This is a genomic window from Sphingomonas sp. MM-1 (assembly GCF_000347675.2).
GTDB classification, from domain to species: domain Bacteria; phylum Pseudomonadota; class Alphaproteobacteria; order Sphingomonadales; family Sphingomonadaceae; genus Sphingomonas_E; species Sphingomonas_E fennica.
Genome location: NC_020562.1, coordinates 25,177 through 43,838, shown reverse-complemented (window position 1 = coordinate 43,838; position 18,662 = coordinate 25,177). Strand labels below are relative to the sequence as shown.

Below are 18,662 nucleotides of genomic sequence, written 5' to 3'. Positions count from 1 at the left end.
GATCATAGGCATGACCGTGGTGTCGCTCGCGGGGCCAATCCGCAGCGAAGCCAGGGATTACGGCCATGCCGGCCAGACCTTCCCCGTGATCGAGCCCGATCTCCTTTCGGCAATCGAGGGACGGCTGCGCCGCGCCGAAGCGAGCGGCGAGCTGGCGCGGATGAACGGGATATTCGCCAAGCGGGTCGAGCAGCGTGTCCGCAGACCGAAGCCCGTAGAGGGTATCACGCCGGCACGAACCGCGCGGAGCTGGGACTATGATCCGAGCATCGCGGTCGAACGGGACATTCGCGATCAGAAGGGCAATCTGATTGCGGCGGCTGGGCACCGGGTCAATCCGCTTGATTTCGTTGCGATCAAGCAGGACCTGGTCTTCGTAGATGGCGACGATGCCGCGCAGCTCTCCTGGGCAACGTCGCGCTATACCGACCTCAAGGCGAAGATCATCTTCGTGAACGGCTCGCCGATCGAGCAGATGACGGCGAAGAAGCGCCGCTTCTATTTTGATCAGGAAGGTCGGCTCAGCGCGACGTTCGGTATCGAGCACACACCCGCGGTCGTCAGCCAGAACGGCAAGACGATGCGAGTGTCGGAGGTCGTCCTGAAACCAGGGAGGCCTGGCTGATGCCATTATGGCTGGATATGCTGCGGACGCCCATGGCCGCTCCGGAGTCGACCAGGCTCAGGATCATGCGTCTGGCCTGGCTCTCGCTCTGCGTCTCGCTCGCCGTCGCGGTCATCCTCCTGGACCCGTTGCAGGATCAGCTGGGCAGGGCGGCGCCGTGCATGATCGCGCTCCTGCTGGCCGTGACGCTGACGCTTACCGTTGTCTATCTGCGCGCCAAGCAGCGGGCGGACACGGCCTATCTCGAGCATTTGGGAGAAAGAGAATGACGCGCGCCGTCCGATCGATCTTCGGCGCGCTGCTCATGGCGCTCTGTGCGTTGGCTTTTGCACCAAGCGCGCAGGCAGCCGGGCCGACATGCAACGGCAAATTCGTCAATCCGATCACCGATGTCTGCTGGTCCTGCCTCTTTCCGCTCTCCGTCGGTGGGCTGAAGATCTGGCCGAGCGGCCGCCCAGACACGAACAATCCGGCCTCTCCCATCTGCGCCTGCGCAGATCCGTTGCCACGTATCGGCATATCGGTGGGTTTCTGGGAGCCGGCGCGGCTTGCGGATGTTACGATGAAACCCTGGTGCTTCCCCAATCTCGGCGGGGTCCGCATCGCACCCGGTTTCGACATCGGCCAAGGCTATCTGGCAGGGCCCTCCATGGTCGGGGGGCGTTCGCAGAGCACGGCCAAGTGGCACGTTCACTGGTACGTCTATCCCCTGCTCTATTGGATGGAGATACTGACCGACTTCGTTTGCTTCGAGCAGGCGAGCTTCGACATCGCCTATATGACGGAAGTCGATCCGCTCTGGCAGGATGACTCGCTCGCCGCGCTGATCAACCCAGAGGCTATCATCTTCGCCAACCCGCTCGCCAAGGCGGCCTGCGCCGGCGATTGTATCGCCGGGACAGTGAACCTACCGCTTGACCAGCTTTTCTGGTGCGCCGGCTGTCAGGGCGGGATGTATCCCTTGAACGGAAACATCCCCGCCTCGATCGGCCATGTCCAGTCTTCGCGGCTCGCGCTGTCGCGCTTTGCCTACAAGATGCATCGCCAGGCGCTTGCCTGGGGCACGATGGGCTCGGCCGGTCTCTGCAAGAAATATCTGATGCCGGTGATGCGCAAGCAGCAATACCGGTTCCAGATGACCAATCCGATCCCGACCGTGAGCGGGCGCTTCGCCTGCTCTGCGATCGGAGCCTCGACCATGCCGCCCGATGCTGGCCGCGCCTATCCCGCTGGAGGTGAGGACATGGGCTATCTCGTCTGGCGCAAACGCAACTGCTGCGTGCTGTGAAGGAGGGGACGATGCGACTTCTCACCCTGGGCGCCGTTGGTCTTGTCGCTGCCGCCGGCATGACCGCGCTTCTCGCCCAGACCGTCGATGGGATCGATGTGCAGGCGATCAAGCAACGATCGACCGACCTGCAGGCCGATGCCCAGGCCTTCGTGGATCAGATCAAGGATCGCGGGGATGCCTTCCGCGAGGAAGCTGCGGCAGTGCGCGATGGGGGCATGGAGAACATGCAGCGCGTGGCGTCCACCGATCTACCCAAGGGACCGGCTGGTTCGATCGATTTTGACGAGATCGTTCAGGGGGCGGTGACGAACGCTGCCGCCGGAGGTGGGGAGGCGCCGCAGCTGATTGCGTTCGCGAGCCTGTCGATGCCGCCCAAGGCGCTGCGGCGGCTCATTCAGGACACGGCCAGGGCCGGGGGCGTCGTGGTGTTCCGCGGTTTCCCGAACAATTCGATGAAGGAGTTTTCGGAAAGACTCGGCAAGATCGTCGAGCGACAGGACGATTTCGCCAACATTGGTATCGATCCGAGGCTGTTTCGCGCCTTCGATGTCCAGGCCGTGCCGACATATATCGCGGTCTCTTCCGACTTCGACCTCTGCGCCGGCTTTTCTTGTCGGACACAAGTTCCGCCTTATGACCGGATGATCGGCAATGTGACCGTCGAATATGCGCTGACGTCGTTCGCGGACGGGAATGGGCCTGGCGCGCGCGTGGCCGCGGTGGGTCTGGCAAATCTTCGCAAAGCCCTGCCATGAGTGTTCGGGCGGCCCTGATTGCGTTGCTTGCGGCCCTTACGGTCGCCGCGCCGGCGGCCGCCCAGATGAGTGTCGAGGAAGCGCGCCAGGAAGGGCGATCGCTCGGCAATGAAAAGCGCCAGGACTCGACGCTCGTTCCCATCGATAATGCCCGGGCCGAAGCAGTGCCCGGCTATGCCGGGACCTCGCTGCCGCAAGGGGCCTATTTCAACAATCCTGAGCGGATGGAGGCAGAAGCCGCCGCGACGAGATCCTCCAACGAGCAGTACCGGATCACCACCGATGCTGACCGGACGCGGCCGACCTTCAGCAATACCGAAATCCTCGAGACGACGGCGCGCGCGACGGCCGTCGAGAATGATCCCTCGACCTTCCTAGCCGGTGAAAGCTACTCGGGCTCGTCCGGCACCTGCACGCCGCTGCCGCCCGCGACGGGCAGCGATGGCTACTACGAGACGAGCTGCAATGCCGGGAGCAAGGTCACGACCGACAATCGGACCTGTTCGATCAGTCTCGACGTGCGGTCTGAGACCCGGTCGATCTACACCTATTACGCGGGCCGACTAAGCTTCATGCCGGCTGATGGCGGCCCTTATCCGGCCCGTGCTGCGTTCGACGACGAGATCGCGTCGGGCGTCTGCTGGGAGAGCCGCCCAATCGACTATTGCGACAATATGAGCGCCTATGGATACACGGCGGCGGATACCTGCAAGAGCCTGGGCCACACCGCCGTCGAGGTCAAATGTACGGCTGAAGCCCAGGGGATTACACCAGGCGCCTATCATCCGGGTTATGTGCTCGCGACCGGAAGATATTGGCTGTCCCAGGTCGACGAGCCCACCGTGACCACCGTCACGCGTAATGAAGGCCAATGCGCATCGCTGGCGGCAGATTCGATGTGCGAGCAGCAAAGCGAAGTCTGCACATCAAGCGATCCCGTTACCCGGATCGTGAATGGTGTACCGGTCACCCAGCCATGCTGGGCCTGGGCGCGGACTTACGAGTGCAACCGGATAACCACTGGACACAACGACTGCGGTACGCTCGAGGCCAATGGCGCCTGCACCTATGTCCGAACCGAATGTCTCGATGAAGAGCCAAATGGCGCGTGTGCGGTGGAGGAGCGGGTTTATCGTTGTCCGACGCCCGGCAGTGCGGTCAGTGATGCGCCGCAATATATCTGTGGCGACGATGTCTACTGCATCAATGGCGACTGCGAACCGATTGTCCGCGAGGCGTCGACGGAGTTCAAGGACGCGCTGGTCGCGCTGCATGCGATCGATCGGGCGGGCAAGGAATTCGACGAGAATAACTTCACCGTTTTCCAGGGCACGCGCGAGACCTGCCACAAGCCGGTGTTCGGTCTTATCAACTGCTGCGCCGGCAAGGTGTCCGGCCTGTTGACCGTCGGCGCCGGGGCGGCGGCACTGGCCGGTGGTCCGACTGCGATCGCGGCGCTGGCAACCCCGTTCCTGACGCTCTTCGCGTGCTCCCAGAGCGAGATGAGGCTCGATATCAAGGACCGCATGGGCTTTTGTCACAAGGTCGGGACTTATTGTTCGTCGAGCTTTCTTGGCGTCTGCAAGACCCGGCGCACGGCCTATTGCTGCTTCGAGAGCAAGCTCAGCCGCATCCTCCAGGAGCAGGGAAGGGTCCAGCTCGGAAAACCCTGGGGCGCCCCGAAGCGCGAGCAATGTCACGGATTCACGATCGAGGAGTTCGCGCGCCTCGATCTCTCGGTGATGGATTTCACCGAGGTCTATGCGGAGTTCGTGGATGCCGCGCGGCTTCCCGACGAAGTCGAGACCATGACCCAGATCCAGCAGAAGATTGAGGATTATTATGACCTCCACGGCACATGACACGGCTGCACACTCCGCCGGTCTGCACCGGCCGCTGTTACCGCCCCGCCACCGTTCGCATTCCTCGTCGCGAACGGCCTCCTACCGGACCCATCATTCCCATTCCCTTCCGCGCGCCATCCCTGCGCTTCGGAGGCTGTTCCTGAAAGGACGTCCATTGATGGTCAGAATATTGGCCGCGCCGCTCCTGGCGCTTTCGCTCGCCAGTATGGCGACGCCCGCTCTGGCGCAATCGCACGGTCCCTCTTCGGATGGCGTTGAGCGGCATGAGGCTCACGACGCCTTCTACTGCGCCGAACGCCGGCTGGGGCAGTGGTTCTATTGCAGCAAGCCCAAGCCAGCCGAGCAGGAAAAGGCGGCTGCGGTTCCGCCGCAGAGTTCGGTCGAGCGGATGGCTGCGATCACGCGCCAGCTCGACGAGCTGAAGGCGCGTGCGATCCTGGAGCCGACCGATGAGAATGTGGTCGCCTATGTCCGGTTCCAGCGTGAACAGCTCGATCGCGCATCGACCTTTTCCGACACCTGGCAGCGCGCCCTGTGGCAGAACCCGGATCTCGACTACACGCTGCAACGCCCGGTCTCGACGGTGGGCAAGCGCGCCTGGCTCGACAATCGGCGTGCGGACCGCGATGCGGTGATGGCGAACCTCAGTCAGCGCTACGGCCTTTTCTATTTCTACGCGCAGAGCTGTGGCGCCTGCGACCTCTTCTCGCCAATCCTGCGCTCCGTGGCGGACAGCCATCGCATGGCCGTGATGGCGGTTTCGATGGATGGCGGACCAAGCCGCGATTTCCCGAACTATGTCGTGGACGCTGGCCAGCGGGCGCGAATGGGGATTCCGGGCAATGAGACGCCGGCGCTGGTGCTCTTCGACACGATGACGCGGCGGACCATTCCCGTGGGCTACGGCATTCTGAGCGCCGATGAGATCATGGACCGCATTTTTGCGCTGACGAACACCAAGGTGGGGAGCGACTTCTGATGGGACGGGATCGCCGCAGCGGCCTTATGCGCCGCGCATTTCGCTCTACGGCAGGCTGGGCCGGGATGGTCGCCGCCGCCAATCTCGCCTTTATCGGCACGGCGCAAGCCGATGTCGCATCCGAGATGAACAACTTCTTCTCCGACGCCGGGGGAGCAGCCAATGTTACCGGGCCATCGGCGTTCCAGGGGCAGTCGGCGGGCTACTATTCGTTGGGCAATGTCTGGACGCGCTTTCCGCAGAAGAGCGTCCAGCCCTTCAATCTTCAGCTTCCCAGCGCACGCGCCGGTTGCGGAGGGATTGATCTGTTCAGCGGGAGTTTCTCGTTCATCAATGCGAGCGAGATCATCGCGATGCTCAAGGCGACCGCCAACAACGCGCTTGGCTTTGCCTTCAAGCTCGCGATCGATTCCGTGTCGCCCGAGATTGGCAAGGTCATGGACGAGTTCAGCCAGAAGGCGCAGCTTTTGAACCAGATGAATATCTCGAGCTGCGAGACGGCGCAGGCGCTGGTTGGCGGCATCTGGCCGCAGATGGAAACGACCCGCGCGACGATCTGTGAGGCGGTGGGCAACAGCCAGGGCGTCTTCTCCGACTGGGCGGCCGCGCGCCAGGGCTGCAACAACGGCAACCGGCGGGACGCGACGATCGCGGGCAATACCGACGCGTCGATGAAGGACCAGCTGGTGGGCGAACCACACAATTATACCTGGGAAGCTCTCAGGAAATCCGCCAAGTTCGGCGCCTTCGACAAGACCTTCTCGGAATATGTGATGACGCTTGTCGGCACGGTGGTGACGACGCCGTCGACTGATCCCAGCGTCGGCGGCAAGGTCGTGATGTTCGGGCCGGCGGAGGAAGCGGTGGTCACCGCGCTTCTCGACGGCACAGCCGATGCGCCGCCGGTGGCTCTGTTGCAAAAATCGTGAAGCTTGAGCATGCTTGGCGGAGATTGGACGGACGGAACGATGACGGATTTCAAGTGGCGCCATTTCCAGGGTGATGTGATCCTGTGGGCGGTGCGCTGGTATTGTCGCTATCCGATCAGCTATCGCGACCTTGAGGAAATGCTGGCGGAACGCGGCATTTCGGTCGACCATACGACGATCTATCGCTGGGTCCAGTGCTACGCCCCGGAGATGGAGAAGCGGCTGCGCTGGTTCTGGCGGCGTGGCTTTGATCCGAGCTGGCGCCTGGATGAAACCTACGTCAAGGTGCGGGGCAAGTGGACCTACCTGTACCGGGCAGTCGACAAGCGGGGCGACACGATCGATTTCTACCTGTCGCCGACCCGCAGCGCCAAGGCAGCGAAGCGGTTCCTGGGCAAGGCCCTGCGAGGCCTGAAGCACTGGGAAAAGCCTGCCACGCTCAATACCGACAAAGCGCCGAGCTATGGTGCAGCGATCACCGAATTGAAGCGCGAAGGAAAGCTGGACCGGGAGACGGCCCACCGGCAGGTGAAGTATCTCAATAACGTGATCGAGGCCGATCACGGAAAGCTCAAGATACTGATCAAGCCGGTGCGCGGTTTCAAATCGATCCCCACGGCCTATGCCACGATCAAGGGATTCGAAGTCATGCGAGCCCTGCGCAAAGGACAGGCTCGCCCCTGGTGCCTGCAGCCCGGCATCAGGGGCGAGGTGCGCCTTGTGGAGAGAGCTTTTGGCATTGGGCCCTCGGCGCTGACGGAGGCCATGGGCATGCTCAACCACCATTTCGCAGCAGCCGCCTGATCGGCGCAGAGCGACAGCCTACCTCTGACTGCCGCCAATCTTTGCAACAGAGCCCGGCCGAGCGCGATGCAGAGGCGTTTGCTGCCATGGGTATGTTGGAACTCGTCGATTCGGAGGAGGGGCGACTGATAAGCTTGGCGGATTCGCGGCTGATCGAAATCTGGGGGCAGATCCGGGAGGCTGGTTTCGTCGAGGAGGTGGGGTTCCCTCCCGAGAATATTTCCTTCTACGCCGAGGCGGCCGAGCTCGTGGCGTCGAGCGAGGCCCGGGTGTTCTTCCAAATGGGCGACCGCCGGATCGGTGACGAAAAGGCCGCCGCCATGCTCCATGTGGCGCTTCCGCTCATGCTCGACTTCTTCGGTTTGCTGCGCATCAAGGCGTTCATGCGGCACGTTCACCGTTCTATCGAGACGTCGTCGGACGGGGCGGTCGCGGACAGTCCGGCATAATATGCAAGCCCGGAGATGCGGTCCGGCGAGGGGCGGGGCTCGGGCACATCTCCCATGGCGCGGACGGGCCCGACGCCGGCAAGTCGCCGGCGACCGGGGTCACGCGCCGCAGGATATGTCCGGCAGAGCTGATCACGCGCGGGTGCCTCGTAAGCATTTGCCAGGCCTCTCCGGGATCGGTGAGGCCGATGGCGCGAGGAGCGCGAAGGTGGCGGCGAAGCATCTGAGTTACCGGCAGACTTTTCGGTCTGTCGCGTTCAATCGCCGAGATGCGTGACCGCAGGCGGTCGATTAGTCAACTTATGTGTTGACAGGAAGATGGAAACGGAAGACACCTCAGTCAACTACCGTGTTGACGACGGTTCGTGACCTCGGCAAAGGTAGGGGAAAGATGGGATCCGACAGGCGTCAGCGTCTGCGGGTCCTCGAATAGGACGCCGGCACAAGCCGGGTCAGATTGGGAGGGGACGATGCTGTCCAAGACGAACACGGTTCGGCTGCTGTGCGGGCTCAATGTTGGCCTGCTGTTTTCCATGTCGCCGGCATTGGCTCAGGCGGGCGCACCATCGCCGGAAGCGCAACCCGCCGCCGCGCCGGCCTCTGTGCCAGCTCCGAATGCTGCGCCTGTGAGCGCGGCACCAGCGGGCGCCGCTCCCGGCATGGCGGAGATTGTCGTCACCGCCAACAAGCGCCAGGAAAACATCAACAAGGTCGGCCTGACCGTTGCCGCGATCAGCGGGGATACGTTCAAGCAGAAGCAGATCAGTTCTCTTGCCGACATCGCGGCACAGGTGCCCGGACTGTCCTATACGAACAGCGGTTCGAACACGCCCGTCTACACCCTGCGCGGCGTCGGCTTCTACGAGACGACGCTCGGCGCAACCCCCGCCGTCAGCACCTATATCGATGAAGCACCCCTTCCGTTTCCGGTGCTGACGACGCTCACGGCCTTCGACCTGGAGCGCGTCGAAGTCCTGAAGGGACCCCAGGGGACCCTCTTCGGCAACAACGCCACAGGCGGCGCCATCAACTATATCGCGGCGAAGCCGACCGATCATTTCACCGCCGGCGCCACCGTGGGCTACGGGCGTTTCAACGACGTCACCGGCGAAGCCTATGTCAGCGGCCCGATCGCCGACGGCCTGACCGCCCGCCTTTCGGGCCGCGTCGAGCATGCCGACGGATGGCAGCATGGCTACACGTTCGACGGCAAGACCGGTGACACCCGTCAATATGCCGGCCGGTTGTTGATCGACTGGAAGGCCAGCGACCGCTTGCGGTTCCAGGTGAATCTCAACGCCTGGAAAGATGGCGGGCAGCCGCAGGCCGTCCAGTTCATCCAGTACCGCCCGAACTTTCCAGGCTCGCCCAGCGTGGTCTCGACCTATCCGACCGCGCCGGCGGACCCGCGGGCTGCCGATTTCTCGGAAAATGTCGATCCGCACCTGAACAACCGGCTCTATCAAGGTGTGCTGCGCGGCGACTACGACATCACCGATGACATCACGCTGACCTCGCTGACCTCTTACGTGCACTACAAACAGAATATGGCCTATGACGGCGACGGGGTGACCTACAACGATTTCGACGTGCCTGAATTCCTTGGCAAGGTGACGAGTTTCTCGCAGGAAGTCCGCCTCGCCAACTCGCCTCATGACCGGCTCCGGTGGGTCGTCGGCGGAAATTTCTCTCGCGACAAGGCCGCAGATTTCTACGAACTTCTCTATCCGGACTCGACGGCCTTCTCGGGCGCCGGGGTCTTCAATTCGACCTTCAACAGCAGCCAGGTCATGAAGAACTATGCCGGCTTTGCGAACGCCGAATATGACCTGGGGCAGCTGACCTTCAAGGGCGGTGTCCGCTACACGCAGGCCGATCGTCGCGCGAGCTCGTGCTTCGCCGGGCTTCCCGCGGATGCCGCCGAATTGTCGGGGCTGTACCAGTTCCTGAGCAATTCGCTGCGCGCTGAGCATGGCCTGCCGCCGATCGCCCCGCCCGACGGCACCGGATGCCTGACGCTCAACACCACGGGCATCGACGGTGCCGCGCCCGATTATCTGCCGGGACAGTATCGCGGCACGCTCAACGAGCACAACGTGTCTTGGAAGGCCGGCGTCGACTGGAAGCCGCGTCCAGGTCTGCTACTCTATGCCAACGTCACCAAGGGCTACAAGGCGGGAAGCTTCCCGTCCGCCGCTGCGTCGACGACGGCCCAGCTGCTGCCGGTCAAACAGGAGTCCGTGCTGTCCTATGAAGGCGGATTCAAGGCGACTTTGCTCGGCGGGACGTTGCAGCTGAACGGGGCGGGTTTCTACTACGACTATCGTGACAAGCAGCTTCGCTCCAATCTGATCGATCCGATCTTCGGCGTGCTCGATGCCCTGGTCAACATCCCGAAGTCGAGCGTCAAGGGCGGCGAGATCGAGATCAACGTCCGGCCGACGCGCTACTTCTCGGCTCATGCCAACGCCGTCTATCTGGACGCCACGATCGACAAGTTCACGGGCATCAGCGGCGAGGGCGTCGCCGGCAATTTCGCGGGCGACAAGGTGCCTTACGCCCCCAAGATCCAAGTGTCTGCCGGCTTCGATGCGACCCAGCCCCTGGACGAGCGACTGCAGCTCTTCGCGGGCGCGGATGTCAATTTCCGCAGCGATACGACGGCGATCATCGCAGGCTCGGACGCCTACAAGATCAACTCTTATGCGACGTTGGATCTGCGCGCCGGCATCAAGGACGCCGACGACAAATGGCGTTTCTCGATCTGGGGTAAGAACGTCACCAACAGCTATTACTGGACCAACGTCGCGAGCTATTATGACACCGTCGCACGTTATGCCGGCCGGCCGGCGACCTATGGCGCATCCTTCAGCTTTAAGTTCATGTGAGCAGTCCGGCGGAATGCCGGAACTCAGGTGATTGCCGCTTTCGTCGCCTGCCGGGGCCCTTGCGGGTTTCGGCAGGCGACGCCGCATCTATGAACGGCATCAGGCCAGAAGTCTGACGCCGCGCATAATCTGGAAGAGGATTGGGCGGTCATATCCGCCGGGTAGGTGCGTCGGTCAGCGCGCAAACGCAGCTATCGAAGTCGTGCCGGGCTGTTCAGTACTTGCTTCTGGACCAGATCCGCAGCGCCCAGGGCGGTCGGCTGATCTGCGCTACCGGAATAGTGCGCGCGCAGTAGTGCCAGCGCGCGGAGACGCCCTCGACCCTTGGAGACGAAAAGGCGGCGTGCTCCGGCTTGGGAGCACGCCGTCGAGACTCCGCAGGAGGGTCAGCGGAAATTGAACTTGAGCGTCGCACCATAGGTCACGGGCTTCGCCGCATAGCGCACGACGACGTCCTGGGTGACGAACTGGTTCGACCAGTAATAGCTGTTGGTCACGTTCCGGCCCCAGACCGAGAAGGTCCAGCGATCATCCGCGGATTTCACGCCGGCACGCAGATCGAGCGTGGTGAACGCCTTGATCTGCGACAGTTCGGGGAGGCTGTCGGCGCCGCTGATGAGGGTCGAGTTGGCCTTGCTGTTGTAGAGCGCATTGGCGCCAAGGAAGGCATGCAGGCTGTCGCTGAGCGCGAACTCGTAATTCACGTCGCCGACGAGATACCATTTGGGCGAGAACGGGAGCGCGGAACCTGCATAATCCTCGGTGATCCGGTTGTTGTTGATGCCCGAGAAACGCTGCACCTTGCTGTCGATATAGGTCGCGCCGCCGTGCAGGGTGAGGCCGTGGACCGGCGTCAGAATCAGTTCGAGCTCCGCACCGTTGATCCGGGACTTCGGAATGTTCACGAGCTTCTCGAGCTGATTGAAGATCGGATCGAGGATGATGCCGCGGACCTGCTTGTTGCGGTAGTCGTAGTGGAAGCCGGCGGCGTTGATCTGGAGCTTGCGATCGAGCGCCGTGATCTTGAAGCCCGCTTCGTAGGCCGTGACCGACTCCTGCGTCACCGGAGAGAATTGCCCGGTCGTCGAGGCGGGAACCGTCGGGAAGCTGCCCGATTTGTAGCCACGCGAGACGAGCGCGTAGAGCAGGATGTCCTTGGTCGGCTTGTAGTTGATGCCGCCGCGCCAGGAGACGTTGTGTTCGTTCAAATGGTCGTGGAACGGCGTCTGGATCATCTGGAAGGTGGTCGCGTCGAGATTGAGACAGCTCTGGCTGGTCACCGGGCCGTTGGTGGTCCCGCCGAGCAGGTTCGAGAAGAAGCCGAACGTCGCCTGCATGCCCTCGTCGCCGCGCATGCACGACGAGTAGCGGTTCTTCGATTCCGTGTAGCGTGCGCCGCCCAGCAGCGTCAGCTGGTCGGTGAGCTTATATTCCACGTTTCCGAAGACGGCCGTGTCGCGGGTATTCTGGGTGATCGTGGTCGTCGACTTGGCGATGAACGGGCCGCCGGGCAGAATCGCCGTATTCGTGGAATCGCCGGTCAGGATGTCATTCGCGCTGAGCGTCTTGTTCTGCGCGTAGTTCGCGCCGAGCAGCCAGTTGATCGGACCGCATCATCCGCTCTCTGCGTTTCTCGAATGAAACTTCGCCTTTCTCGCGCCTGCAGTGGGAGGCGATCCGGATCGGCATCAGGGAAGGCGAGGTGACACTCGCCCGTTCGAAGCCTTTCGGCGTCTTGTGGCTGTTCCTGGGGAGCAAGACCCGTCCGCTCGCCGACAAATGCCTGGAGGCGCTGCGCGCCTATGCCGAACTGGCGCGTGTCCTTGCACCCCGCGGGAAGGCCGTGCCGACAACGACGCTCGAAGAAGCGGGCTTCTCGTCGCGCCAGATTGCGGCATTGAAGCGGGCTGTGACGGCACCAGCGGGAGTGCTGTGATGGGCATCGCGGTCCATGCGCGGGGGCTTCGGCGAAGCGGTCGCCGGATGCTGGCCTGCTTCGCCGCCGCCAGTATATCGGCAGCGGCGATCTTCGCGCTGCAAGCATTCATCAGCGATTGGTTCGGGGCGTTCGCGGTCTTCGGTGTCACGGCTGTCACGATCATCTCGATGGCCCGGCCGAGGGAAGTGTAGTCTTGCATGCGCGCTGCCTGTCGAGTGCCAGACGGGCCTCGTCAGGCCCGCTCACTACGACCGCAGGTTCAGATCTCCCGCCGGATCAGCTCGGATCGGCACCGCCTTCGATTTGGAGGAGCGCTTGAAGAAGCGCTCCTCCCGGCGCGCCGGCGGGGCCGAACATCCCGCGTTGGATCTCGATGACGATTGGAAGGGCCGCGCGCAGGGCGTCCAATCCTGCGGACGTGATGTTCACGAGGCGCGTACGCGAATCCGTTGCCGAGGCCGAGTCGCGCGATCGATGAGACGAGGATCACGATATCCTCATTGCGCTGTTTCTCGATGCCCCCGTAACCCGTGTGGATGTTGTACATCATCGGCGAGTAGGGCGTGAAGTAGAAAGGCACGTAGTCGCTCAACATTCCGTCATAAGGTGGCGGAAGCGCACGGTGGCGACGGCGGCTGATCAATTCTGCGTTGCCGATCGGCCGGAAGGCGGGATCCTGGACCTGCGACATCGCGCAATGAAGACCATTGGCGGCGATCCACGGCACATTGGCGCGGTGGGTGATCCGGAAGATGAGGGCTTTCTCCCGGTTGATCAGTGCAGCGGACATCCGGCGGATGTATCAGATGAAATAACCTGTCGCAGCAATCGAGATGGGTGTTCCGGGGAAGGGTGGAGCGGGAGAATTGCTTCGCTCCGGTCGCGAGGTCCGCAACCATGGATCGACGCCACGCCGTTGTTCTCAGAGCACGCGATGTTGGGTCACTGAATTGAACCCGGATGCTGCGCGACCGACTTCCTTCGCCGACGGACGTGGGTGGGAGAGGGGAGTGATGAGGCGCGCGCGATTGTCTTGCGCGCGGCTTGTTGATAAGAACGGAACGTGACCGAGCGAGCTCCAGTTCGGTTGGTCATTTCGCAACCGAACTCGCAACCTAGCAGGGGCGATTTTGGGGGCGATTTCGCAGTCGCCGGGAAAATCTCGTGTTTTCTCAAGTGGTAACAACGTCAGTCAGGTAGGTGCCGGGCCCACCATTTCCGTCTCGCGTCACCAGATTGGAACTTTGCTCGCTCGGCCTATCCTCGTCCGCAGAGAGGGCGTGCCTGAGGCCGAAACGAGCCGAGGAGCCGATCATGCCGAAGCCTGCGCACGTGCAATGTCGTGAGGTTGGACGTTTCATCTCCAAGGGCGGCTGTTATGCGCTTCACAGGACCGATGGTGCCGAAACATGGCTCGAGATCGAGCCGGTGCCGCTCCAGCTGATCGATCAGGATGTCGAGATCACCGGCGAGCGAAATGGCACGGACCTGATCTGGGTTTCCGCAATCGGACCAACCCCGCGCTTCTCCTGATCGTTTGCCCGTTTCCGCGATCCCACCCCGGGAGCGAGTCCGAGCAAGTCCACATCCTCACCCATTCCGGCTCCTCGGCAAGCCTCCTGGAGACGCAGAAGCCGAGGTAGGGACCAGCATCCTTAGAATTCGACGGCGACCGTCAGGGCTGTATCGGTCTCGCCAAGAGAGTCACGGATGACACTCTATCCAGAGAGCTTCGATAAAGTGTCATTGATGACAATTCTGGCCAAAGCCGCCCGATCGGGGATTCACCCAGCGGCCCTAATGTGCTTCATTCGTTCTTGTTATATCCCTTGCTCACAATCGCCGGAACGCTTCCATGACCAGCTCGATCCTCGACATGAGCCGCATTCTGGACCTGCTAGCCAGCCAGTCGCGCCGACCGCGCTACACCTTCATGGTGCTGAACCTGATCTCCGAGGCGGCCGACGCATCCGGCAAGGTCGGACCTTACGTCGTGCAGGGCGACCAACCCCTCCCCGTCCGCGACTGGCTGTGCGATGCCCTCGCCACGATGGCACAGCGCGACCCCAGACGCCGCCGGCTCGAGGCTGAAGTCATGTCGCAACTGGAGAGTATGTTGCCAACGGACGAACAACTGGCTCTGCCCCTGATCCGCAACGCCGTCAGGGAACGGATCCGGGCATCCAATCGCCCCAACATCAGCCGGGCGGTATCGGACCTCGTCAGGACAGGCCTGCTCAAGAGGCACTATCAGGGATGGCGGACGGATCATCATAATCGGGGCGCAGGCAGGCAGGCCGTCTATACCGTCCATCAAGAGGCACTGGCCGCCCTGCGACGCCGCAGTCAGCTTTTCTAGATTGGTCTGCGAGCCGATCATTCCCGCCATCATGCTCGCGCCAACATCACCGCGCTTGGCCCACAGCCTATCGAAACAACGCCATGTCGGGGTTCCACAGGCGTGAAACGTCGCATTCTGGCGATATGAACAGTGTCGGATCGAAACCGGAAGTGCGTCTGACAAGAGACCGGATAGCTCTCGCGATCGGAACGCTGACGGGCCTCGCGCTTGTGACATTCGTTCTGCGGGAATTACGACAACCGTTGGAGTGGGGAGACGACTGGAGCGTTGACTGGTGGGGTAGTGTCGATCACGTCCCCGAGGAAATCGCGCAGTAAGATCCTGGCGCCAGCCTTGCGACCATCGGGTTCCGTTCGATAAGAACCCAACCCGATCTTGTGCCCATATCCAAACCCATATGGCAATCCGTTCCCCGCTCCATCGCCTGCGTTAGTAACCGCTGGTGGATTGGGAGTTTTGCTAATAATCGGGGGTGCAATTTTGCATTCTCCCATCGGTCTTTAATTAATGATCCGGGTTATAATGAGAGATGTATGGATTAATATAGAAAAATGGATATTTTCAGAGGCGCGATGGAGATGTTCAGAAAGCGTACCGCGATAGCTTTAAAGATTCTGGATCACCAAGATGCTGGACTGGCTGATTTCTTCTCGGCTTCGGAGTGCGCGCTTAGGTTGAATCTCTTTTAGAATGTTGTCGAATATTCGGCGAATGTAATAGCCGTCTCGCACCGAGACGGGGAGAATTATTATCTGAGCCAAGCGTACTTTTGGAGAGCGTACTCGAATTACATGCTGGGGAACTTTGCTTTAGCGTTGAATGATCTTGAGCTCATTGATGATGGCATGGGCGCATTTTACGTTTATTCGGCCGTCTCGGAAAAGAGCGTAAGCCAATTTTCAGTGCGTGATTTGAATGAGATGATCAAAAACGCGAGTAATAAATCGAAACATCCCCATGGATTTTTGATAGCTTTGAGCGACGCAGGTAGTGTGCGGGAGTGAACTTTATGTCAGCTTTCGGGACACGGTAACGGGTGATGGAACGACCAACTGAGGTAGGGTGCGGTCACGACATGCGACTCAAGCGGAAGGGCGGCTTCAGCCGGTTCCGTCACCAAGAACGGACCGAGTACTTCCCATCAGGTCGAGACGTTCGATGTCATGTCGCCAGCTATGACGACGAGAGAAGGTCGCCCAAGGGCTTTGGGGCCGAAGAAGGCTTTCGTCGTGAGCGTTTATACAGCAGCAGACAACAAGTGTCGGGCTCGGCTTATGTGGGTCCCCGCAACCACCGTTGTACAACGATGCTTCATAACGCCCATCTTTCTATGCTATTGAAGAAAAGAGGTTTTGCTGATCGGGATGCGATCCCGCCGGGTGTCTGGGGTTCGAGCGAGCGCGATCAACGATCTGTCGAGCGGCCGGCGTGGTGAGTTCTGATCGGCTGAAAATCCAGGGGCCGTCGGGCAATGGATGAGCGCCTTCGATCTGGCCGGCCTCGGCGGCCTGTCTAAGCGTCTTCGGCGAAATTCCGAGGAGTCGCGCGGCATTGCCCAGGTTGAGCCAGAGTTCGATGTTATCAGCTTGGGGCCGGAAGACCGGTATCTTCCGGTACGAGCGAAGCGCTGTAACCCGCTCGCGGGTCCACCGGTTGCCGTTGCCGGTGGTTAGTCCATTGCGATTGAGAATGCCCGCGATCAGATCGTCATTGGCGATGAGGGCCAGCTGCCGCACCGCGTCGTTAACATCGTCGGGGGTCGCGTTACGTTGCCCGTGACGGCGGCGTGGCAGGCGTAGTTCAGTGTGAACGCCCCCGGCCCAATGGACCAGGAGAACAATTTCGGAGGCGGAGTCATCGAGATCAGCAACCACTTCCTGTATGACACTCCGTACGATGCGTTTTTTGAGCCGGGCGTCGGTTGTCGGGGTAGACCAGACCGCCCGCAGATTATGCGCGAGCGCTGAAACATCCGCCGCAGGCAAAGGTGATGACGCCGGGGTTTGGGCGTCGTGCTCGACAATCCGGGGCTCAATCTCGCCGACATGCGTCAGCGCCTTGTTCCAGCGCGCCTCCAGCTCAGCAGCGACGAGGCGGTTGGCGGGATCGGCCGCGTCATACTGTCGGAAAGCCCGGTCGGCGGCATAGCCCGCTGCCTCCAGATCCCGCTGCAGGAACTCGCGGACCTGGTCACGCTTGTTTGCCGCCTGCTTCTCAGCATCTATCGCCGCGGCAACAGCGCCCGGCCCGACGACACCGAGAAGCGCTTCCTCGATGGCATCATCGACCCGCAAGCCTCCGAACGCGATGCAGCGTGGCTCGCCATTGTCGAGCAGCCCCCGCCAGCAGGAATAGCGGGGAACGTTGTGGGCCGTGCCCGTATAACGGAGCGTCAGTTTGCGGCCGCAGCGGCGGCATCGGATCAATCCGGCGAGCAGCGCGTCACCGTGCTTCGGCGCTCCATGATGTTGGCCCATGGGGGCGTTGTTGCTCACCATCGTGCGGATTGCCTCTGCCCGCTCCCAGCTGAGATAGCCTTCATGCGTTCCCGGGATCAAAGCCAGCCATTCGTTGCGGGTTTTCCGACAGCGCCCCGGTTGGGCCATCATTCGACCAAATGTCGGCGCCGCGCCAGTCTTGCCGTAAGCGTAAGCGCCACCATAGATCGGGTTCCCGACCATTCGGTGGATGGTCGCATAACAGGGCCTGCGCCAAGCGATGTCGCCGTTAGGGCGCCTGACGGGAAGATCGAGGCCATGTTCGAGGAACCACAGCAAGGCCTGCCGAGCGCTGCCGAGCTCCGACACCTTGTCGAAAACGAGAGCGATGGCTTCCTGAACTCTCCGATCAGGATCCTTTTCAACCCTGTCGCCGACCTTGATGAAGCCGACGGGCGCGGTAACGACGAGCTCGCCGCGCTTGGCCTTCTCAAAGCGCGCCGCCAAGGAGCGCTGCCGGAGAAGGTCGAGCTCATATTCATTGAGACTGCCCTTCAAGCCCAGCAGCAGTCGGTCGTTACCCTGGCGCGGCGCATAGATTGCCTCTTGGTCGATCAGCACCGTATCGACGACACGGCACATTTCGATGAGCTGCTGCCAGTCGCGGCTATTTCGGGCAAAGCGCGATACCTCTCGCGCGGCGACCGCTCCAACCTTGCCGAGGCAAACCTCGGCGACCATCCGATCGAAGCCTGCGCGAGCGACCCCGCCAGCCGCCGAACGTCCGAGATCATCATCAACGATTTCGATGCACGACCAGCCCAACGTCGTCAGGCGGTCACGCATCGCATATTGCAGGGTCCTGCTTTCGCGATTGTGCAGAACCTGATGAGCTGACGATTGCCGCACGTAGAGGACCGCCTTGCGCTCCAGATGATGTGGCCTGATCTTCTCATGCATCATGCCGCATCTCCCCCGGGAGAGGCGCGCTTTCGTCGGCGACGTGGTCGAGCAACAGTTGCGCCATCAGTTCGGACAGCGTCTGGCGTATTCCCTCGGGCAGCGCCTGCCACTGCGGCAAGCTCAACTTCTCCTTTCCCTGCGGAGCGGAGAACAACTCGAACTGATGGGCTGGCGTGCGTGGCATCGAAGTCTCCCCGATTCGCCTCGTGGGATCCCGATGCTGCACTCAGTTTGGTCGATTGCGATAAGGTCCCCGCCTCTTTGAGAATATTCGCCAGAGCTCCAAGAGCGGCCAGGTTGATCCGGGGAGCGAGACTGAGCTCGCAGTTCGTGACCGCCACCCGATCGAACATCCACGCCGGAACTTCCAACCAG

General features: G+C 61.8%; 18 protein-coding genes and 1 pseudogene. 15 read left to right on the top strand and 4 right to left on the bottom strand.

Annotated features, from left to right (window positions below; all coding sequences use genetic code 11):
- Window positions 1-10 precede the first annotated feature (10 nt).
- The 10 genes and pseudogenes from traW to G432_RS20640 all read left to right on the top strand — a co-directional run bounded on the left by traW (window position 11) and on the right by G432_RS20640 (window position 10,585).
- A complete protein-coding gene (gene traW, locus G432_RS20685) occupies window positions 11-625 on the top strand; it encodes a type-F conjugative transfer system protein TraW (protein WP_015460513.1) in 615 nt (204 codons plus the stop codon).
- Complete coding sequence (locus tag G432_RS20680; RefSeq protein ID WP_015460512.1) at window positions 625-894, top strand: hypothetical protein; 270 nt, start codon at window positions 625-627, stop codon at window positions 892-894. The genes traW and G432_RS20680 overlap by 1 nt, the downstream gene beginning before the upstream one ends.
- Window positions 891-1,913 carry a conjugal transfer pilus assembly protein TraU gene (traU, locus tag G432_RS20675; protein ID WP_015460511.1) on the top strand — a complete coding sequence of 341 codons (1,023 nt, stop codon included), beginning with the start codon at window positions 891-893 and terminating at the stop codon, window positions 1,911-1,913. Before G432_RS20680 ends, traU begins: the two co-directional genes overlap by 4 nt.
- 11 nt (window positions 1,914-1,924) lie before the next feature.
- The gene (trbC, locus tag G432_RS20670) at window positions 1,925-2,671 is read left to right on the top strand and encodes a type-F conjugative transfer system pilin assembly protein TrbC (protein WP_015460510.1); all 747 of its coding nucleotides are present in this window, start codon (window positions 1,925-1,927) and stop codon (window positions 2,669-2,671) included.
- Entirely contained in the window at window positions 2,668-4,533 is a 1,866-nt protein-coding gene (locus tag G432_RS20665; RefSeq protein ID WP_015460509.1) for a conjugal transfer protein TraN, read from the top strand. The genes trbC and G432_RS20665 overlap by 4 nt, the downstream gene beginning before the upstream one ends.
- A gap of 160 nt (window positions 4,534-4,693) precedes the next feature.
- Window positions 4,694-5,515, top strand: coding sequence for a conjugal transfer protein TraF (locus G432_RS20660; protein ID WP_015460508.1), 822 nt, complete (start codon window positions 4,694-4,696; stop codon window positions 5,513-5,515).
- A 65-nt stretch (window positions 5,516-5,580) separates the two neighbouring features.
- A pseudogene (locus G432_RS20655) lies at window positions 5,581-6,435 on the top strand (conjugal transfer protein TraH); the annotation flags it as partial.
- Between the two features lie 48 nt (window positions 6,436-6,483).
- Window positions 6,484-7,248: an IS6-like element IS6100 family transposase gene (locus tag G432_RS20650; RefSeq protein WP_001389365.1), complete on the top strand. Its 765-nt coding sequence runs from the start codon at window positions 6,484-6,486 to the stop codon at window positions 7,246-7,248.
- A gap of 86 nt (window positions 7,249-7,334) precedes the next feature.
- The gene (locus G432_RS20645; RefSeq protein WP_051128866.1) at window positions 7,335-7,697 is read left to right on the top strand and encodes a hypothetical protein; all 363 of its coding nucleotides are present in this window, start codon (window positions 7,335-7,337) and stop codon (window positions 7,695-7,697) included.
- Window positions 7,698-8,167: 470 nt separating this feature from the next.
- Window positions 8,168-10,585: a TonB-dependent receptor gene (locus tag G432_RS20640; RefSeq protein ID WP_041865625.1), complete on the top strand. Its 2,418-nt coding sequence runs from the start codon at window positions 8,168-8,170 to the stop codon at window positions 10,583-10,585.
- Window positions 10,586-10,971: 386 nt separating this feature from the next.
- Here G432_RS20640 and G432_RS20635 read toward each other — a convergent pair whose 3' ends face one another.
- Window positions 10,972-12,129 carry a TonB-dependent receptor gene (locus G432_RS20635; protein ID WP_236626956.1) on the bottom strand — a complete coding sequence of 386 codons (1,158 nt, stop codon included), beginning with the start codon at window positions 12,127-12,129 and terminating at the stop codon, window positions 10,972-10,974.
- A 158-nt stretch (window positions 12,130-12,287) separates the two neighbouring features.
- Between G432_RS20635 and G432_RS20630 the strand changes: the two genes are divergently transcribed.
- Together G432_RS20630 and G432_RS20625 are read left to right on the top strand one after the other, a co-directional pair.
- Window positions 12,288-12,521 carry a hypothetical protein gene (locus G432_RS20630; RefSeq protein WP_015460503.1) on the top strand — a complete coding sequence of 78 codons (234 nt, stop codon included), beginning with the start codon at window positions 12,288-12,290 and terminating at the stop codon, window positions 12,519-12,521.
- Window positions 12,521-12,715: a hypothetical protein gene (locus G432_RS20625; RefSeq protein WP_015460502.1), complete on the top strand. Its 195-nt coding sequence runs from the start codon at window positions 12,521-12,523 to the stop codon at window positions 12,713-12,715. Before G432_RS20630 ends, G432_RS20625 begins: the two co-directional genes overlap by 1 nt.
- 68 nt (window positions 12,716-12,783) lie before the next feature.
- Here G432_RS20625 and G432_RS23495 read toward each other — a convergent pair whose 3' ends face one another.
- Window positions 12,784-13,314 (bottom strand): DUF4433 domain-containing protein, encoded by a 531-nt coding sequence (locus G432_RS23495; RefSeq protein ID WP_144062195.1) that lies wholly within the window; start codon window positions 13,312-13,314, stop codon window positions 12,784-12,786.
- Between the two features lie 524 nt (window positions 13,315-13,838).
- Here G432_RS23495 and G432_RS20620 point away from each other — a divergent pair.
- From G432_RS20620 to G432_RS23490, 3 genes are all read left to right on the top strand, one after another.
- Window positions 13,839-14,057 (top strand): DUF5818 domain-containing protein, encoded by a 219-nt coding sequence (locus G432_RS20620; RefSeq protein ID WP_015460500.1) that lies wholly within the window; start codon window positions 13,839-13,841, stop codon window positions 14,055-14,057.
- 322 nt (window positions 14,058-14,379) lie between these two features.
- The gene (locus G432_RS20615; protein WP_015460499.1) at window positions 14,380-14,883 is read left to right on the top strand and encodes a hypothetical protein; all 504 of its coding nucleotides are present in this window, start codon (window positions 14,380-14,382) and stop codon (window positions 14,881-14,883) included.
- 794 nt (window positions 14,884-15,677) lie between these two features.
- Window positions 15,678-15,890 (top strand): hypothetical protein, encoded by a 213-nt coding sequence (locus tag G432_RS23490; RefSeq protein ID WP_144062194.1) that lies wholly within the window; start codon window positions 15,678-15,680, stop codon window positions 15,888-15,890.
- Between the two features lie 324 nt (window positions 15,891-16,214).
- On the opposite strand, the gene G432_RS20610 is transcribed toward G432_RS23490, so the two are convergent.
- Window positions 16,215-18,287 carry a recombinase family protein gene (locus tag G432_RS20610; protein ID WP_015460498.1) on the bottom strand — a complete coding sequence of 691 codons (2,073 nt, stop codon included), beginning with the start codon at window positions 18,285-18,287 and terminating at the stop codon, window positions 16,215-16,217.
- Window positions 18,277-18,471: a hypothetical protein gene (locus G432_RS20605; protein ID WP_015460497.1), complete on the bottom strand. Its 195-nt coding sequence runs from the start codon at window positions 18,469-18,471 to the stop codon at window positions 18,277-18,279. Before G432_RS20605 ends, G432_RS20610 begins: the two co-directional genes overlap by 11 nt.
- Window positions 18,472-18,662: the final 191 nt, after the last annotated feature.

Bases quoted from the DNA above. Each gene is read 5' to 3' on its own strand.
- traW (WP_015460513.1), top strand. From the start codon at position 11: ATGACCGTGGTGTCGCTCGCGGGGCCAATCCGCAGCGAAGCCAGGGAT.
- G432_RS20650 (WP_001389365.1), top strand. From the start codon at position 6,484: ATGACGGATTTCAAGTGGCGCCATTTCCAGGGTGATGTGATCCTGTGG.
- G432_RS23490 (WP_144062194.1), top strand. From the start codon at position 15,678: ATGCTGGGGAACTTTGCTTTAGCGTTGAATGATCTTGAGCTCATTGAT.
- G432_RS23495 (WP_144062195.1), bottom strand. From the start codon at position 13,314: ATGTCCGCTGCACTGATCAACCGGGAGAAAGCCCTCATCTTCCGGATC.
- G432_RS20615 (WP_015460499.1), top strand. From the start codon at position 14,380: ATGACCAGCTCGATCCTCGACATGAGCCGCATTCTGGACCTGCTAGCC.
- G432_RS20605 (WP_015460497.1), bottom strand. From the start codon at position 18,471: ATGCCACGCACGCCAGCCCATCAGTTCGAGTTGTTCTCCGCTCCGCAG.
- G432_RS20645 (WP_051128866.1), top strand. From the start codon at position 7,335: ATGGGTATGTTGGAACTCGTCGATTCGGAGGAGGGGCGACTGATAAGC.
- G432_RS20625 (WP_015460502.1), top strand. From the start codon at position 12,521: ATGGGCATCGCGGTCCATGCGCGGGGGCTTCGGCGAAGCGGTCGCCGG.
- G432_RS20610 (WP_015460498.1), bottom strand. From the start codon at position 18,287: ATGATGCATGAGAAGATCAGGCCACATCATCTGGAGCGCAAGGCGGTC.
- G432_RS20640 (WP_041865625.1), top strand. From the start codon at position 8,168: ATGCTGTCCAAGACGAACACGGTTCGGCTGCTGTGCGGGCTCAATGTT.
- G432_RS20680 (WP_015460512.1), top strand. From the start codon at position 625: ATGCCATTATGGCTGGATATGCTGCGGACGCCCATGGCCGCTCCGGAG.
- traU (WP_015460511.1), top strand. From the start codon at position 891: ATGACGCGCGCCGTCCGATCGATCTTCGGCGCGCTGCTCATGGCGCTC.
- G432_RS20660 (WP_015460508.1), top strand. From the start codon at position 4,694: ATGGTCAGAATATTGGCCGCGCCGCTCCTGGCGCTTTCGCTCGCCAGT.
- trbC (WP_015460510.1), top strand. From the start codon at position 1,925: ATGCGACTTCTCACCCTGGGCGCCGTTGGTCTTGTCGCTGCCGCCGGC.
- G432_RS20620 (WP_015460500.1), top strand. From the start codon at position 13,839: ATGCCGAAGCCTGCGCACGTGCAATGTCGTGAGGTTGGACGTTTCATC.
- G432_RS20665 (WP_015460509.1), top strand. From the start codon at position 2,668: ATGAGTGTTCGGGCGGCCCTGATTGCGTTGCTTGCGGCCCTTACGGTC.